Source organism: Nonomuraea sp. NPDC049624, assembly GCF_040675255.1.
In the GTDB taxonomy this organism is placed as follows: domain Bacteria; phylum Actinomycetota; class Actinomycetes; order Streptosporangiales; family Streptosporangiaceae; genus Nonomuraea.
Genome location: NZ_JBFAOR010000002.1, coordinates 157620 through 173933, shown reverse-complemented (window position 1 = coordinate 173933; position 16314 = coordinate 157620). Strand labels below are relative to the sequence as shown.

The 16314-nt window shown below is 72.4% G+C and carries 14 protein-coding genes; 11 read left to right on the top strand and 3 right to left on the bottom strand.

The window, feature by feature from the left end:
- Positions 1 to 6 precede the first annotated feature (6 nt).
- Positions 7 to 540 carry a PadR family transcriptional regulator gene (locus tag AB0J76_RS07055; RefSeq protein WP_352326833.1) on the bottom strand — a complete coding sequence of 178 codons (534 nt, stop codon included), beginning with the start codon at positions 538 to 540 and terminating at the stop codon, positions 7 to 9.
- Positions 541 to 595: 55 nt separating this feature from the next.
- Here AB0J76_RS07055 and AB0J76_RS07050 point away from each other — a divergent pair, with 55 nt between their 5' ends.
- The 5 genes from AB0J76_RS07050 to AB0J76_RS07030 all read left to right on the top strand — a co-directional run bounded on the left by AB0J76_RS07050 (position 596) and on the right by AB0J76_RS07030 (position 5988).
- A complete protein-coding gene (locus AB0J76_RS07050) occupies positions 596 to 1282 on the top strand; it encodes an SDR family oxidoreductase (protein WP_352326834.1) in 687 nt (228 codons plus the stop codon).
- A gap of 33 nt (positions 1283 to 1315) precedes the next feature.
- The gene (locus tag AB0J76_RS07045; RefSeq protein WP_352326835.1) at positions 1316 to 2485 is read left to right on the top strand and encodes an allantoate amidohydrolase; all 1170 of its coding nucleotides are present in this window, start codon (positions 1316 to 1318) and stop codon (positions 2483 to 2485) included.
- Positions 2476 to 3798: a formimidoylglutamate deiminase gene (locus AB0J76_RS07040; RefSeq protein ID WP_352326836.1), complete on the top strand. Its 1323-nt coding sequence runs from the start codon at positions 2476 to 2478 to the stop codon at positions 3796 to 3798. The genes AB0J76_RS07045 and AB0J76_RS07040 overlap by 10 nt, the downstream gene beginning before the upstream one ends.
- On the top strand, positions 3795 to 4952 hold the full coding sequence (gene hutI / locus AB0J76_RS07035) for an imidazolonepropionase (protein WP_352326837.1): 1158 nt from the start codon (positions 3795 to 3797) through the stop codon (positions 4950 to 4952). The genes AB0J76_RS07040 and hutI overlap by 4 nt, the downstream gene beginning before the upstream one ends.
- Before the next feature lie 94 nt (positions 4953 to 5046).
- Entirely contained in the window at positions 5047 to 5988 is a 942-nt protein-coding gene (locus tag AB0J76_RS07030; protein WP_352326838.1) for a sigma-70 family RNA polymerase sigma factor, read from the top strand.
- 87 nt (positions 5989 to 6075) lie between these two features.
- On the opposite strand, the gene AB0J76_RS07025 is transcribed toward AB0J76_RS07030, so the two are convergent.
- Positions 6076 to 6642 carry a helix-turn-helix domain-containing protein gene (locus tag AB0J76_RS07025; protein ID WP_352321396.1) on the bottom strand — a complete coding sequence of 189 codons (567 nt, stop codon included), beginning with the start codon at positions 6640 to 6642 and terminating at the stop codon, positions 6076 to 6078.
- A 79-nt stretch (positions 6643 to 6721) separates the two neighbouring features.
- On the opposite strand from AB0J76_RS07025, the gene AB0J76_RS07020 reads away from it, so the two are divergent.
- Both AB0J76_RS07020 and AB0J76_RS07015 read left to right on the top strand, forming a co-directional pair.
- On the top strand, positions 6722 to 7525 hold the full coding sequence (locus AB0J76_RS07020; protein ID WP_352321398.1) for an alpha/beta hydrolase: 804 nt from the start codon (positions 6722 to 6724) through the stop codon (positions 7523 to 7525).
- A 10-nt stretch (positions 7526 to 7535) separates the two neighbouring features.
- Positions 7536 to 8300, top strand: a complete 765-nt coding sequence (locus tag AB0J76_RS07015) for an MOSC domain-containing protein (protein WP_352321400.1) — start codon at positions 7536 to 7538, stop codon at positions 8298 to 8300.
- On the opposite strand, the gene AB0J76_RS07010 is transcribed toward AB0J76_RS07015, so the two are convergent.
- The gene (locus AB0J76_RS07010; protein ID WP_352321402.1) at positions 8284 to 9204 is read right to left on the bottom strand and encodes an iron-siderophore ABC transporter substrate-binding protein; all 921 of its coding nucleotides are present in this window, start codon (positions 9202 to 9204) and stop codon (positions 8284 to 8286) included. The genes AB0J76_RS07015 and AB0J76_RS07010 overlap by 17 nt on opposite strands.
- 192 nt (positions 9205 to 9396) lie before the next feature.
- Between AB0J76_RS07010 and AB0J76_RS07005 the strand changes: the two genes are divergently transcribed.
- The 4 genes from AB0J76_RS07005 to AB0J76_RS06990 all read left to right on the top strand — a co-directional run bounded on the left by AB0J76_RS07005 (position 9397) and on the right by AB0J76_RS06990 (position 16311).
- Positions 9397 to 10713, top strand: a complete 1317-nt coding sequence (locus tag AB0J76_RS07005) for an ammonium transporter (RefSeq protein WP_352321404.1) — start codon at positions 9397 to 9399, stop codon at positions 10711 to 10713.
- Entirely contained in the window at positions 10710 to 11048 is a 339-nt protein-coding gene (locus AB0J76_RS07000) for a P-II family nitrogen regulator (RefSeq protein ID WP_352321406.1), read from the top strand. The genes AB0J76_RS07005 and AB0J76_RS07000 overlap by 4 nt, the downstream gene beginning before the upstream one ends.
- Positions 11045 to 13270, top strand: a complete 2226-nt coding sequence (locus AB0J76_RS06995) for a [protein-PII] uridylyltransferase (RefSeq protein ID WP_352321408.1) — start codon at positions 11045 to 11047, stop codon at positions 13268 to 13270. The genes AB0J76_RS07000 and AB0J76_RS06995 overlap by 4 nt, the downstream gene beginning before the upstream one ends.
- A 224-nt stretch (positions 13271 to 13494) precedes the next feature.
- Positions 13495 to 16311 carry a nitrate- and nitrite sensing domain-containing protein gene (locus AB0J76_RS06990; RefSeq protein ID WP_352321410.1) on the top strand — a complete coding sequence of 939 codons (2817 nt, stop codon included), beginning with the start codon at positions 13495 to 13497 and terminating at the stop codon, positions 16309 to 16311.
- Positions 16312 to 16314: the final 3 nt, after the last annotated feature.

Here is a 16314-nt window from a genome sequence, read left to right as displayed (position 1 = left end):
TTCTCCTCAGGGCAGTTCGTCCTTCTCGACCCGGCCGATCGCGCCTTCGACCCAGTCGAGCTGGGCCTGGAGCATGGCTTGGGTCAGGCGGAGGTTCTCGTCGAGGTGGCGGGGCTCGCCGTAGCGCTGCTTGGTGCCGTACGCGTGGTCGATGGTCTCGATGTTCAGTCGCAGTTGCCGAATCCTGCCATGCAGAGCGTCGAGAATCTCCTGCTTTTTCATCCGGTGCATGAACGTCAGCGCGACCTGGAAGGGGTCGACGACGGGTCTCACCTCGGACCAGCTGTGCATGAGCAGCCGGTGGAACTCGTAGCGGCCGGCCTCGGTCAGCTCGTAGACGACCTTGCCGCCCTTGCCGGCCTCGACGACCGCGAGCAGCCCCTCGTCGGCCATCTTGCCCAGGCCGTGGTAGATCGAGCCGAAGGCGACGTTGGCCCAGGTGTCGGCCCCCATCATCTCCAGCCGGCGGCGTACGCCGTAGCCGTTCATGGGGCCGTCGAGCAGGGAACCGAGGATGAGGATACGCGTGGACGCCGACATGTGCTCAAGTTTGTACTCAAATTTGTATAACCGTCAAGGTCATAAACTCGGCCCCATGACTGAACGACCGACTGCGCTGGTCACCGGCGCTTCCCGTGGTGTGGGCGAGGCCGTGGCACGGGCGCTGGGCCCCACGCATCACGTCATCCTCGGCGGCAGGGACGAGTCCGCGCTCGCCGCGCTGGCCGCCGAACTGCCCGACGCGCGGCCCTGGCCCGTCGAGCTGACCCGGCTCACCGAGGCCGACGTCAGCGGCGTCGAGCGGCTCGACGTGCTCGTGCACAGCGCCGGGATCGCGCTGCTCGGCCGGATCGCCGACCAGCCCGCCGCCAACTGGCGCACGACCATGGAGCTCAACGTCGTCGCGGTCGCCGAGCTGACCCGGCTGCTGCTGCCCGCGCTGCGCCGCGCCCAGGGGCAGGTCGTGTGCGTGAACTCCGGCGCGGGGCAGCGGGCCAACCCCGACTGGGCCTCGTACGCGGCCAGCAAGTTCGCCCTGCGCGCCTTCGCCGACGCGCTGCGCCTGGAGGAGCCCGAGCTGCGGGTCACCACCGTCTACCCGGGCCGGGTGGCCACCGACATGCAGCGCGGCGTACGCGCCCAGGAGGGCGGCGCGTACGAACCGGACAAGTACCTCACCCCGGAGAGCGTCGCGCGGGCCGTGCTCGCCACGATCAACGCCGGACCCGACGCCCACCTCACCGAACTGACCATCAGACCGAGCGCGGGCCCGGCCAACTGACATCTGAATGGATCCATTCACTACAGTGGACCCATGCTTGAACCACTCGCGCACATAGGACGAGATCCCCGCTCCGGCGGATACGTGAGAGACGCCTGGTCGGCCGCCGACATGGAGCTACGCGGGTGGTTCGCGGGCGAGGCCGCGCGCCGCGGGCTCGACCTGCGGGAAGACCGCAACGGCAACCTCTGGGCCTGGTGGGGCGACCCGTCGCGGCGGCCGGGCGTGGTCACCGGCAGCCACCTCGACTCCGTGCGCCACGGCGGCGCCTACGACGGCCCGCTCGGCGTGGTGTCCGCCTTCGCCGCCCTCGACCTGCTGCGCGAACGGCAGGTAACGCCGGGCCGGCCGATCGGCGTCGCCTGCTTCACCGACGAGGAGGGGGCCAGGTTCGGCGTGCCGTGCATGGGCTCCCGGCTGCTCACCGGCGCGCTCACGCCCGAGCGCGCGCTCGCCCTCACCGACGACGAGGGCGACACGCTGGCCGACGTCATGGCGCGGGCCGGCCGCAAGCCGGCGGACGTCGGCCACGACGCCGAGACCCTGGCCACCGTCGGCACGTTCGTCGAGCTCCACGTCGAGCAGGGCCGCGGCCTGGTGCACGAGGGCCGCCCGGTGGGCGTGGCCAGCGCCATCTGGCCGCACGGCCGGTGGCGGTTCGACTTCCACGGCAGGGCCGACCACGCGGGCACCACCCGGCTGGCCGACCGCGACGACCCGATGCTGCCCTTCGCCCGCCTGGTGCTGGCCGCCCGCGAGGCCGCCGAGCGGCACGACGTGGTGGCCACGGTCGGCAAGACCCGCGTCTCGCCCGGCAACGCCAACGCCGTCCCCGGCCTGGTCACGGCCTGGCTGGACGCCCGAGGCCCGGCGGAGCCCGCGGTGCGCGCCCTGGTCGAGGAGCTGTCCGCGGCGGCCGGCGCCGACGTGCGCGAGGAGTCGTGGACCCCCGAGGTCGCCTTCGGCACGGCGCTGAGGGACCGGCTGGCCCGCGTGGCCGGCGGCGACACGCCCGCGCCGATCCTGCCGACCGGAGCCGGCCACGACGCCGGAATCCTGGCCACGGCGGGCGTCCCGAGCGCGATGTTGTTCGTACGCAACCCCACCGGCGTGTCCCATTCCCCCGAGGAGCACGCCGACCAGGCAGACTGCCATGCGGGAGTGGTGGCACTCGCGGACGTGCTGGAGGATCTGTGTCGCTGACCTACTGGTGCGAGCAGGCCTGGTTGCCCGACGGGGTCGCCCACGGCGTGCTCATCGAGGTCGAGGGCGCCCGGATCGCCCGGATCGGGCGGGGTGAGCCCGGCTCGGCCGAGCGGCTGCCGGGCCTGACCATCCCCGGCCTGGCCAACGCCCATTCCCACGCCTTCCACCGGGCCCTGCGCGGCGCCACCCAGCGCGGCAAGGGCGACTTCTGGACCTGGCGCGACCAGATGTACGAGGTCGCGGGCAAGCTCGACCCCGACACCTACTTCCAGCTCGCCAGGGCCGTCTACGCCGAGATGGCGCTGGCCGGGGTGACCTGCGTGGGGGAGTTCCACTACCTGCACCACGGCCCCGGCGGCCGCCCGTACGAGGACAGGAACGTGATGAGCCACGCGCTCGTCCAGGCCGCGCGCGAGGCCGGGCTGCGCATCACGCTGCTCGACACCTGCTACCTGTCCGGCGGCATCGGCGTGCCGCTGTCGGGCACCCAGCTGCGCTTCAGCGACGGCAGCGCCGACGGCTGGGCGGCCAGGGCCGACGAGCTGGCCGCCGCCTACGAGGGGCAGCACGACGTCGAGATCGGGGCCGCCGTCCACTCCGTGCGCGCGGTGCCGCCCGACCAGATGCCGGTGGTGGCCGAGTTCTCCCACCGGCACGGCGCCCCGCTGCACGCGCACGTCTCCGAGCAGCGCGCCGAGAACGCCGCCTGCGCCGAGACGTACGCCGCCACACCGGTCCAGATCCTGCACGAGCGCGGCGTGCTGGGCCCGCGCTCGACCGCGGTGCACGCCACCCACCTGACCGACTCCGACGTGGAGCTGCTCGGCCAGTCCGGCACGTACATCTGCATGTGCCCCACGACCGAGCGCGACCTCGCCGACGGCGTCGGCCCGGCCAGGGCGGCGGCCGACCGCGGCACCCCGATCACGCTCGGCTCCGACGGCCACGCCGTGATCGACCTGTTCGAGGAGGCCCGCGCGGTCGAGCTCGACGAGCGGCTGACCAGCGAGCGGCGCGGCCACTGGAGCGCCGCCGACCTGCTCACCGCCGCCACCGGCGCCGGGCACACCTCGCTCGGCTTCGCCGACGCCGGCCGGCTCATCCCGGGTGCGTGGGCCGACCTGGTGTCGGTCCGGCTCGACTCGGTGCGCACGGCGGGCATCGGCGGGCTGGAGGCCGTGGTGTTCGCGGCGACGGCCTCCGACGTGCACTCGGTGGTCTCCGGCGGCCGCAGGGTGGTCGCGCAGGGCCGCCACGAGCTGGGCGACGTCGGGCACATGCTCTCCGAGGCGATAGGAAAGGTGCGATGACCACCACGCTGATCGACGGGATCGGGCTGCTCTACACCGGCGACCCCGAGCGCGAGGAGATCACCGACGCGGCGCTGGTCGTCGAGGACGGCCTGGTGGCCTGGGTCGGCCCCGCCGCCCGGGCGCCCGCCGCCGACGAGCGCGTGGCCGCCGGGGGCCGCGCCGTGCTGCCCGGGTTCGTGGACAGCCACGCCCACCTGGTGTTCGCCGGCGACCGTACGGCCGAGTTCCAGGCCCGCATGTCCGGGCAGCCGTACACCGGCGGGGGCATCAGGACGACCGTCGCCGCCACCCGCGCGGCCAGCGACGCCGACCTGGCCACGCACGCCCGCGCCCTGGTGGCGGAGATGCTCGCCCAGGGCACCACCACGGTGGAGATCAAGAGCGGCTACGGGCTCTCCGCCGAGCACGAGCGCCGCTCGCTGGAGATCGCCACCACCCTCACCGACGAAACCACCTACCTGGGCGCGCACGTCGTCCCCGAGGGCGCCGACGCCGACGACTACGTCCGGCTGGTGACGGGCGAGATGCTCGACGCCTGCGCCCCGTACGCCAAATGGGTCGACGTCTTCTGCGAGCGCGGCGCGTTCGACGGCGACCAGACCAGGGAGATCCTGAACGCCGGGATCAAGGCCGGGCTCCAGCCCCGGGTGCACGCCAACCAGCTCACCGAGGGGCCCGGCGTGCGCATCGCCTGCGACCTGGGCGCGGCCTCGGCCGACCACTGCACCCACCTGTCGGCGGCCGACGTCGACGCCCTCGCGTCGAGCGGGACGGTGGCGACGCTGCTGCCGGGGGCCGAGTTCTCCACCCGCTCGCCCTATCCCGACGCGCGGCGGCTCATCGACGCGGGCGTCACGGTCGCGCTGGCCACCGACTGCAACCCGGGCTCGTCGTTCACCTCCTCGATGCCGTTCTGCGTGGCGCTGGCGGTGCGCGAGATGGGGATGACGCCGCTGGAGGCGGTGCGGGCGGCCACGTACGGCGGGGCCCGCGCGCTGCGCCGCACGGACGTGGGGTGGCTGCGTCAGGGAGCCCGCGCGGACCTCGTCGTCCTCGACGCCCCCTCCTACGTCCATCTGGCGTACCGGCCCGGTGTTCCCCTTGTCCACCAGGTGTTTCAGTCCGGTCTCCTCCTTCAGGAGGACGTTTAAGACCCTCCCTGTGGCGTAGCTGTTTAGGGAATCTTTGCTTCCGGCCGGACGTTGGCCGGGTATAGGACGCAGCTGCGGAACGAGGTGCCAGGGGATGGCAAGGCCTACGGGGAGTCGCACGCAGGAGCAGCACGTCGCTGACCGCGACCTGCTGGGGACGTATCTGGCCGAGATCGGCCGGGTCCCGCTGCTCACGGCGGAGGAAGAGGTGGAGCTCGCCAAGCGGATCGAGGCGGGCCTGTTCGCCGAGCAGCTTCTTGACAGCGGAGGCTCCGAGCCGCGCATCGGGGACGCGGCCGACGAGGAGCTGGAGCGCCTGGCCGTCTCGGGCCAGCGTGCGAAGGACGAGTTCATCCAGGCCAACCTGCGCCTGGTGGTGGCGGTGGCCCGGAAGTACTCGGGCCGGGGGATGCCGCTCATCGACCTGGTCCAGGAGGGGAACCTGGGCCTGGTCCGGGCGGTCGAGAAGTTCGACTACCGCCGGGGGTACAAGTTCTCCACCTACGCGACCTGGTGGATCAGGCAGTCGGTCGGACGGGCCATCCACGAGCAGGCCCGTCCGGTCCGGCTGCCGACGCACGCCGGCGAGCAGATGACCCGGCTGATGCGGGTGCGCCGCGACATGCTGGCCGAGTTCGACGCCGAGCCGACCGACGGCGACCTCGCCGAGATCCTCGAACTGCCGATCGAGCGGGTGCGCGAGCTGCGCCGCTGGGCGTCCGACCCGGTGTCGCTGCAGCTCGGCGTGGGTGACGAGGACGAGACCGAGCTCGGTGACATGATCGCCGACGAGACGTGGGCCGACCCCGAGCAGCAGGCCATCGACATCCTTGAGCGCGAGCGGCTCGACCAGTGGCTCACCGGCCTGGAGGGCGACACCAGCGAGATGCTGCGCTGGCGCTACGGGCTGGTCGACGGGCGCGAGCACACGCTGACCGAGGTGGGGGAGCGTTACGGCATCGGCCGCGACCGCGCCCGCCGCATCGAGCGCGACGCCCTGGCCCGGCTGCGCCGCATGGCCAACGCCGCCGCCTGACCTTTCTCCGCGTTTCCGGCCCCGCCGCCCGGCCTCCCGGGCGGCGCCGCCGTTTCCGGCGCCGTGTCGTAGCGCCCTGAGGGCCTGCTACGGCTTGAGCACGCGGCGCAGGAACTCCTCCACGGCGGCCTCCGCCGTCGCCGTGTCGCCGCCCCTGGCGACCAGCAGGGCGCTCTCGTTGACGGCGGCCAGCAGCATGTGGGCGTGCAGGTCGACGTAGGCGTCGGGCACCGCGCTGGTCGCCTGCAGGGCCGCCTTCAGCATGCCGAACGAGTACTGCTCCTCCATCGCCCGCCAGCTCTCCCAGCCCAGCACCGCGGGCGCGTCGATGAGCACGATGCGCCGGATCACCGGATCGCCCGCCAGCCTGACCCAGGCCAGCGCGCCGGCCAGGAGCGCCGCCGCCGGGTCGGCGATGCCGCGCACCGCCTCGGCGATCTTGACGCCGATGGCCGACTCCGTGGCCTCCAGCACCGCCTCGAACAGCGCGTCCTTGCCCGCGAAGTGGTGGTAGAGGGCTCCGCGGCTCAGCCCCGACTCCTGGAGCACGGTCTCGATCGACGTGTCGTCGTAGCCCCGCTCGGCGAACAGCCGCGTGGCGATGGCCAGGACCTTGTCGCGGGTGGCCGCGCCGCGCTCCGCCTTGAGGTTCATGCCCTCACTCTAGACAAACCGACCAACGGTCGGTAATTTCCTAGACCGACAGTCGGTCTGTAATCGAGAGGGAGTCGGCATGGACGGCATCACCTACGTGGACGTGGGCCGGGGCCCGGTGACCCTGTTCGTGCACGGCGTGGGCACCAGCTCGTACCTGTGGCGCAACGTCATCGCCGAGCTGCGCGACGAGCGCCGCTGCGTGGCCCTGGACCTGCCCGCGCACGGCGGCAGCGAGCCGCGTGACGACCTGTCCATCCCCGCGCTGGCCGAGGCCGTGGAGGAGCTGTGCGCCGGGCTCGGCCTGGACGAGGTGGACCTCGTGGCCAACGACACCGGCGGCGCCGTCGCCCAGGTCTTCGCGGTGCGCCACCCCGGACGCCTGCGCTCGCTCACCCTCACCAACTGCGACGTGCACACCAACACCCCGCCGGAGGCGTTCAAGGACACCGTGGAGCTGGCCGTCAGGGGCGAGCTGGCCGGGCTGGTGGCCGCCGTGCTGGACCACCCCGAGCTGCTGGCCGGGACCGCCCTGGGCGCCGGCTACGAGCACATCGACGACCCCGCCGAGCTGGTGGACGCCTACCTGCGCCCGATCCTGGCCAAGCCGGACGGCGGCCGCGCCTTCGAACGCCTGCTGGCCTCGATCGACGCCGCGGACATGGTCGCCATCGAGCCGCGGCTCACCGTGCTCACCGTGCCGACGCTGGTCGTGTGGGGCACCGGCGACGTGTTCTTCGACGTGAGCTGGGCCCGCTGGCTGCGCGACACGATCCCCGGCGTGCGGGAGGTCGTCGAGATCGAGGGCGGGCGGCTGTTCTTCCCCGACGAGCGGGCCGCCGAGCTGGTCCCCCACCTGCGCCGCTTCTGGGGCCGGGCCTAAGCTCTCGATCATGCATGTCGAGACGTTGCGCCGCTACCCGGTCAAGTCGATGCTGGGCGAGGAGGTCGCCGAGAGCGAGGTGACCGAGCGCGGCCTGGCCGGCGACCGGGCCCGGGCGGTGCTCGACGTCGCCACGGGGAAGATCGCCAGTGCCAAGAACCCGCGGCTCTGGCGCGACCTGCTGACCGTCGAAGGCGCCCGCGCGCCGGGGGACGAGGAGCTGTCGAAGCTGCTCGGCCGCGAGGTGCGGCTGATCGACGTGCCGCCGGAGGGGGCCGAGCTGGAGCGGTCGGTGCCCGAGCGGGTGCTGGCCGAGGGCATCGAGGCGGAGGTGCCGTACACGGTGGGCACACTCGGCGGGGCCTCGCCGCAGGGCACCTTCTTCGACTTCGCGCCCCTGCACCTGATCTCCACCTCGACGATCGACCGCATCGGCGAGCTCAGCCCGCGAGGGCACGTCGAAGCCCTCCGCTACCGGCCCAACCTGGTCATCAGGACGGACGCGGCGGGCTTCGTGGAGAACGACTGGGTGGGACGCGAGCTGCACGTCGGGGACGAGGTCGTGCTCCAGGTCATCGTGGCCAGCCCACGCTGCGCGGTGCCGACGCTCGCCCACGGCGGGCTCGGCCGCGACACCGAGGCGCTGCGCGTGGTGGCCCGGCACAACCGGGTCCAGGTGCTGGAGGCCGGGCTCCAGGCGTGCGCGGGCGTCTACGCGCGGGTGCTGCGCCCCGGCCGGATCGCCCGGGGCGACCGGGTCAGGCCAGCGGGCTGAGGTACTTCTCCAGGTCGTCGAGGATCTTGCCGGCGGCGGTGACGCCGATGCCGGTCATCCAGATCTCGTCGTCCACGTCGTGGGCGTGGCCGGCCTTCACCGCGGCCAGGTTCTTCCACAGCGGGCCGCCGGTCACCGTGGCCTGCGACTTGGCGGCGGCCTCGCCGTAGGCGCTGAAGAAGACGGCGTCGCCGTCGGCCTTGGCGATGTTCTCCTGGCTCAGCTTGCCGAAGCGCTTGTCGTCCTGGTCGGCCAGGCGCTGGGCCTCAGGCCGCTGGACGCCGGCGTCGGCGACCACGATGCCGCTGAACGACTCGGGGCCGTACATGCGGATCTCGGTGGGCATGAAGCGCACGATGCTCACCGACAGCTTGCCGAACTTCCCGCCCAGCGCCCCGGCCCGCTGCTCGTAGGCCGACAGCAGCCCGGACGCCTGCTCCTTCTTGCCCAGGGCGTCGGCGTCCAGCAGGAAGTTCTCCTTCCAGGTGACGCCCACCTTCTCGGTGAACACGGTCGGCGCGATCTTGCTGAGCTTGTCGTAGAAGGCGGCCTGGCGGAACTTCGAGCCGAGGATGAGGTCCGGCTTGAGCGCCATGATGGCCTCGATGTTGGGCTGCTGGAGCGTGCCGACCGGCTTGGTGGCCGACAACGCCGAGCCGAGGTACTCCGGCCAGGTCTGGTTCTCGCCCGCCTGGGCCGCGCCGACGGGGGCCATCCCCAGGGAGACCATCGTGTCCAGCTTGTCGGTGTCGAGCACGACCACCCGCTTGGGGGTCATCGGCACCTTCGTCTCGCCCATGGCGTGCTTGACGGTCCGGGTGGGGCCGGCGTCCTCCGTGCCGGTCGAGGTGCCGCAGGCGGCCAGAGCGAGGACGGGGAGCAGGGCCAGAAGCCGGAGACGCATGAGGGATTCCTTGATCTATTAGGTTAGGCAAGCCTAAGTATCTCATGGCCGGATCGGCGCGTGTGAAGGGGCCGAAACCTACCCGAAACACCGCGCCGGCGAGATTCACCGGCGCGAAACACTGCAGGTCGAGGCACGAAACCCCGGCCGAACACGCTGTGGCAACACGTCACACGTAAGGAGGGTCGCGTCGTGAAGATCGATAGCGGCACCACAGCCTGGATGCTCGCGGCCACCGCGCTGGTGTTGCTGATGACTCCGGGTCTCGCGTTCTTCTACGGGGGCATGACCAGGGCCAAGAGCGTCCTGAACATGATGATGATGTCCTTCGGCGCCATCATCACGGTCACCGTGGCCTGGGTGCTGTTCGGGCACTCGCTCGCCTTCACCGACAACGGCAGCTCGCTGCTGAACAACGTCGTCGGCGGTTTCGACGCCCTGGGCCTGCAGAGCCTGGTGGAGACGGCCACCAAGGACGACGGCACCGGCATGCCGAGCCTGGTCTTCTCGGCCTTCCAGCTGACGTTCGCCATCATCACCGTCGCCCTGATCAGCGGCGCGATCGCGGACCGGGCGAAGTTCGGCGCGTGGATCCTGTTCAGCGTCATCTGGGCCACCGTGGTCTACTTCCCGGTCGCCCACTGGGTGTGGGGCACCGGCTGGCTCAACACCATGGGCATCGAGGACTTCGCCGGCGGAACCGTCGTGCACATCAACGCCGGCGCGGCGGCCCTGGCCCTGGCCCTCGTGATCGGCAAGCGCCAGGGCTGGCGCAAGGAGCCGATGCGGCCGCACAACCTCACGCTGGTCCTGCTCGGCGCGGGCCTGCTGTGGTTCGGCTGGTTCGGCTTCAACGCCGGATCCGAGCTGGCCGTGGACGGCACCGCCGGTCTCGCGTTCATGAACACGCAGATCGCCACGGCGGTCGCGGCCGGGGCCTGGCTCGTCGTGGAGAAGCTGCGCGACGGCCACGCCACCAGCCTCGGCGTCGCCTCCGGCGCGGTCGCCGGCCTGGTCGCCATCACGCCGGCCTGCGGCTTCGTGGACCCGTGGGCCGCGATGGTCATCGGCCTGGCCGCCGGGGCCGTCTGCGCCTACGCCGTCGGACTGAAGTACCGGCTGGGCTTCGACGACTCGCTCGACGTGGTCGGCGTGCACCTGGTCGGCGGCGTCATCGGCGCCGTCTCGCTCGGCTTCCTGGCCGCCTATCCCTTCCTCGACCAGCAGAGCAAGGGCCTGTTCTACGGCGGCGGCCTCGGCCAGCTCGGGCTGCAGGTGCTCGGCCCGGTCGCGATCGGCGGCTACTCGTTCGCCGCCACCTGGATCGTCGGCAAGCTCATCGACAGGACCATGGGCTTCCGCATCCCCGCCGAGGACGAACTCACCGGCATCGACGTCACCACGCACGCCGAGACCGGGTACGACCTCGGCACGGTCTACGCCTCCGGCGTGACCACCCCGAACGGTCCCCTCACCCCGGCACCGGCTCCCAAGAAGGTGGAGGCATGAGGCTCATCACCGCGATCATCAAGCCGTTCAAGCTCGACGACGTCAAGGCGGCGCTGGAGCAGTTCGGCATCAAGGGCATGACGGTCAGCGAGGCCAGCGGCTACGGCCGCCAGCGCGGCCACACCGAGGTCTACCGCGGCGCCGAGTACCAGGTGGACCTGGTGCCGAAGGTGCGCCTGGAGGTGCTGACCGAGGAGGACGACGCCGAGGACGTCATCGACGTCATCGTCAAGGCGGCGCACACCGGCAAGATCGGCGACGGCAAGGTCTGGTCCGTGCCCGTCGACACGGCCGTGCGCGTACGCACCGGAGAGCGAGGGCCGGAGGCCCTGTGAGAGGAGAGGCGCGCTCGTACGCCGCGGCCCGCAAGGAGCGGACCGCGGACACCGACCGCTGGCTCAAGGACCTCTTCAGGACGGCGAGCGACGGCGACCAGGTCTCCCTGGTCGCCGTCGGCAGTCTCGGCCGCGGCGAGCCGGCCCCCGGCAGCGACCTGGACCTGGTCCTGCTGCACGACGGGCGGGCCGACGTGGCGCGGATCGCCGACCGCATCTGGTACCCGATCTGGGACTCCGGCGTCGGCCTCGACCACTCCGTGCGGACCGTGGCCGAGGCCGTGGCCGTGGCCGGGCAGGACCTCAAGGCCGTGCTCGGCCTCATCCAGGCCAGGCACGTCGCCGGCGACCCGGAGCTGACCCGCAGGGCCAGGGAGGCGGTGCTGGCCGAGTGGCGGGCCGACTCGCGGCGCAGGCTGGCCGAGCTGCGCGCGTCGGCCGACCGGCGGGCGCAGGTCAGCGGCGAGCTGGCCTTCCTCCTCGAACCCGACCTCAAGGACGGCCGCGGCGGGCTGCGCGACGTCCAGGCGATGCAGGCCGTGGCGGCGGCGTGGGTCGCCTCGGCGCCGGGACCGCGGGCGCGCGAGGCCCACGAGTTCATCCTCGACGTGCGGCACGCGCTGCACGTCGTCACCGCGCGTGGCGCCGACCGGCTGGTGCTCCAGGAGCAGGACGCGGTGGCCGGGCTGCTCGGCCTGCTGGACGCCGAGGCCCTCATGCGCCGGCTCGCCGAGGCGGGCCGGACCGTCTCCCACGCCTTCGACGCCACCTGGCGCACGGTTGACAGGCTGCTGTCAGGGCCGGTCCCGCGCGGGCGCCGTCCGCTGGCCGACGGCGTGGTCGAGCACGGCGGCGAGGTGGTGCTGGCCAGGGGCGCCGACCCGCGCAAGGACCCCGTCCTGGTGCTGCGGGCCGCCGCCGCGGCGGCCGGCTCGGGGCTGCCGCTGGCGCCCGCGACGGTGTCCGTCCTTGCTGCTCAGTCGGCTTCGATGCCGGTGCCGTGGCCGGAGGAGGCGCGCGACGCGCTGGTGTCGATCCTCGGCGCGGGACGGGCCGCCGTGCCGGTGTGGGAGGAGCTCGACCAGGCGGGCGTCCTTGTCAAGCTGCTTCCTGACTGGGAGCGCGTGCGGCACCGTCCGCAGCGCAACCCCATCCACCGCTTCACCGTCGACCGGCACCTGATCGAGACCGCCGCGAACGCCGCCGGCCACGCCCGCGAGGTCTCCCGTCCCGACCTGCTGCTGATCGGCGCGCTCCTGCACGACATCGGCAAGGGCTGGCCGGGCGACCACTCGGCGACGGGCGAGGTCGTGGTCCGCGACCTCGCCCGCCGCATGGGGCTGCCCGCCCGCGACGTCGAGACGCTGGCCACCGTCGTGCGCCACCATCTGCTGCTGCCCGAGACCGCGACCCGCAGGGACCTCGACGACCCGGTCACGATCGAGAAGGTCGCCGCCACGGTCGGCTCCCGCGAGGTGCTCGACCTGCTGGCCGCGCTGGCCGTCGCCGACGGCAACGCGACCGGGCCGGCCGCCTGGAACGCCTGGAAGGCCGGGCTGGTCGCCGACCTCGTCCGCCGCGTCAGGTCGGTGTTGTCGGGCGCGCCGCCGCCCAAGGCGCCCTCGATCCCGCCCGAGCAGGCGGCGCTGGCCCGGCACGGCGGCGGCGCGGTGCGCGTCAACGGCGGGGCGGTCACCGTCGTCGCGCCCGACCGGGCCGGGCTGTTGTGGAGCGCCGCCGGGGTGCTGGCCGCCCACCGGATGGTCGTGCGCTCGGCGTCGGCGGCCTCGGCCGGCGGCACGGCGGTGATCGAGTTCGCCGTCGTGCCCGAGTACGGCTCGCCGCCCGACCCCGCCACCCTGGAAGCCGACCTCCGCCTGGTCCTTGCCGGGCGTCTTGACATCGAGCAGCGGCTGGCCCGCCGGGCCAGGTCCGTGCGGGCGCCGCGGGTACCTGTGGCTCCACCTCGGGTGACACTGGTCGACGACGCCTCCGCGACGGCCACCGTGGTGGAAGTCAGGGCCCATGACAGGCCGGGGCTCCTGTGGCGCATCGGACGGGCGTTCGGGGAGTGCGGTCTTGACGTGAGAGCCGCCCGCGTGGAGACTCTCGGCGCGGAGGCGGTGGACGTCTTCTATGTCGTGGACCGCGCCGGTCGCCCCCTCAGCGACAGCGCGCAGCGAGCTCAAGTCCGCGATCAGGTGCTGGCCGCACTGCGATAACCAACAGTGAACAACTGTCGGTCACATATGTAACGATTGTGTCCGAAATGCCTGTTAAGTCGGATGCTGCGGATACCTTGTGGACGGCTTTGACACCCGTCGTTGCACGGGACGATTGAGGGGTAGCGAAAGCAGTGATCACGGGGAACTCCGACAGCGGCCATGCCGCGAGGCGGGACCGCGGGAAGCGGTCGCTGCCTCGCCTCGGCCTGCGGAACTGGCGCGTGAGATGGCGTCTGACGGCGCTCATCCTCGTGCCCACCATCGCCGGCGTCGTGCTCGGGGGAGCGCGCGTGGTCGGCTCGGTCCAGAGCATCGGCGACTACGACCGCACGGCCACCGCGGCCGAGCAGGCCGGCCGGATCCGCGACCTGGTGCAGGCACTCGGCCTGGAGCGTGACACGGGGGGCTGGATCGGCGCCTATCCCAAGCTGCGCAAGTCGAAGGCCGGCGAACTCGCCGAGTACAAGGCCGCGGTCGACAAGCTGGTCACCAGCGTCCGCGCCGACCTCGACACCATGGACGGGTCCTACGGCGATCGCGTCGTCAAGGCCGCCGGCCAGGCCAAGTACGACCTCAACCGGCTGTCCAAGATCCGCGCCGAGGGCCAGGCCGACACCATCCGGTACGACTTCCTGACCGACACCCTGCTCAAGCTGCACGACGAGCTCGCGCTGCTGTCGGACGACTCCCAGATCATCGGCCACTTCCGCGCCCTGAGCGCGCTCGCGCAGGCCAAGGAGGAGATGTCCCGCCAGCGCGTGCAGCTGCTGAAGAACTCCTACAACGTCGAGCGCGTCGACGCCAAGGAGGTCGAGCGGTTCATCGCCTCCAACGCCCGCGAGCAGAGCGACATCGCCACCGTGGGCGCCGAGGCCGGCGTCGAGATCGGCCTGCAGCTGTCCAAGCTGCTGACCGGCAAGAACGAGTACGTCAACGTCCAGCTCACCAAGGCCCGCGCGGTCACCCTGGCCAGCGGCCGGGCCCCGGGCGTGCGGATCGCCGACAACCTGATCTCCTCCCGGTCCAACGCCCGCGAGCAGTGGTTCAACGACAACAAGGTCGCGATCGGCGTCCTGCACGAGATCGAGAAGGACCTCGCCGACAAGGTGAACCTGCGCAGCCAGGAGCTGCGCGAGTCCGAGATCCGCAACGCCATCATCGCCGGTGTGCTGATCCTGGCGCTGCTGCTGATCGTGCTGCTGCTCACCGTGGCCATCGCCCGTTCGATGGTCGGCCCGCTGCGCCGGCTGCGCACGGAGGCCCTGGAGATCGCCGGTTTCCGGCTCCCCGACGTGGTCCGCCAGCTCCGCGTCTCGGGCGAGGCCAGCACCGAGGTGCGCCCGATCGAGGTCGAGGGCCAGGACGAGATCGGCGAGGTCGCGCGGGCCTTCGACCAGGTCCACCGCCAGGCCGTGCGCCTGGCCGGCGAGGAGGCCGAGCTCCGCAGCAACATCAGCTCGATGTTCGTCAACCTCTCGCGCCGCACCCAGACGCTGGTCGAGCGGCAGATCTCGCTGATCGACGGCCTGGAGAAGGGCGAGCAGGACGGCGGCCGGCTGGCCGACCTGTTCAAGCTCGACCATCTGGCCACCCGCATGCGCCGCAACTCGGAGAACCTGCTGGTCCTCGCCGGCCACGAGGCCACCCGCCGGCGCAGCCAGCCGGCCAAGCTGGTCGACGTCGTGCGCGCCGCGCTGTCGGAGGTCGAGGGCTACGAGCGCGTCCAGGTCAAGGTCCACCGGGCCACGTCCGTGCAGGGCAGCGCCGCCAACGACCTCGTCCACCTGGTGGCCGAGCTGGTCGAGAACGCGATCCAGTTCTCCCCGAGCAACTCCCAGGTCCTGGTCTCCAGCAGCCTCATCGAGGGCGGCGGCGCGCTGCTGTCGGTGAGCGACTCCGGCATCAGCATGACCGAGGAGGAGCTGGCCGAGGCCAACCGCCGCCTGGCCGAGCCGCCGGTCGTGGACGTGTCGGTCTCCCGCCGCATGGGCCTGTTCGTGGTCGGCCGGCTGGCGCTGCGCCACGGCATCCGGGTGCAGCTGCGCAAGGGCGAGGGCACCGGCCTGATCGCCATGGTGCTGCTGCCGCCCACGCTGATCGCCGACAACATGCAGCAGCCGCTGCCGCAGCGCCCGGCGTTCGGCGGCGGGACGGTGCCGCCGCCCACGCCGAACGGCTCGTTCCGGTCGTTCGGCAGCTTCGACTCGGTCGAGGCGAACGGGGCCAGGCCGGCTCCGGGCGACCCGGCCAGGTTCGGCACCGGGCCTTCGGCGCCCTCGGGAGCCTTCAACAGCGCTCCCTCCGGGCCGCCGTCCTTCGACAACCCGCCGCCGCCCGCGCCCCGGCACGGGCTCGGGGCGTTCAACTCCGACCCGGGCGGTCCGGTCAACGGCTTCACGGCCGACACCGACGGCGGTTCCTACCGGCGGCAGCCGTCCTCGTTCGACTCCGGGGCCTACCCGTCGTTGTCGTCGGGCACCGGCTCGTTCCCGTCGTACCCGGCGAGCGGCGGGACGTTCCCGACGCCGCCGCCGTACGCGACCAACTACGGGACGAACGACGTGCGTCGTCCCGATCCGACGCCCTCGGTGGACGTCTCGCCGATGGAGCCGGAGCAGGAGGAGTTTCTGCCGATCTTCGCGTCGGTGGAGTCCGCGTGGTTCCGCAGGCCGCCGGGGGAGTCGGCGCCCGAGGCGCCCTCGTCCGGCGAGAACGGCGGTGAGGCGAGGCCCGCGCAAGCCGTACCCTCTGGGGAGGAAGCGTGGCAGACGGCCGCGGACGCCGGTTGGCGTGCGGCGGCCAAAGCCAGCGAGCCCAGCCTCGGCGGCGTGACCGCCGCGGGGCTCCCCAAGCGCACCCCCAAGGCCAATCTGGTCCCCGGCACGGCCAGCCAGCCCGCTCAGCAGCAGGCTCAGCAGTCGCCGCCGCCGGCGCCACCGGTCTCAGCCGACCGGATGCGCAGCCGCATGGCCAGTTACCAGAAGGGTGTGCGACGGGGCCGCCAGGAAGTACGTGGACAGGAGGAACAGAGTGAGTAAGCG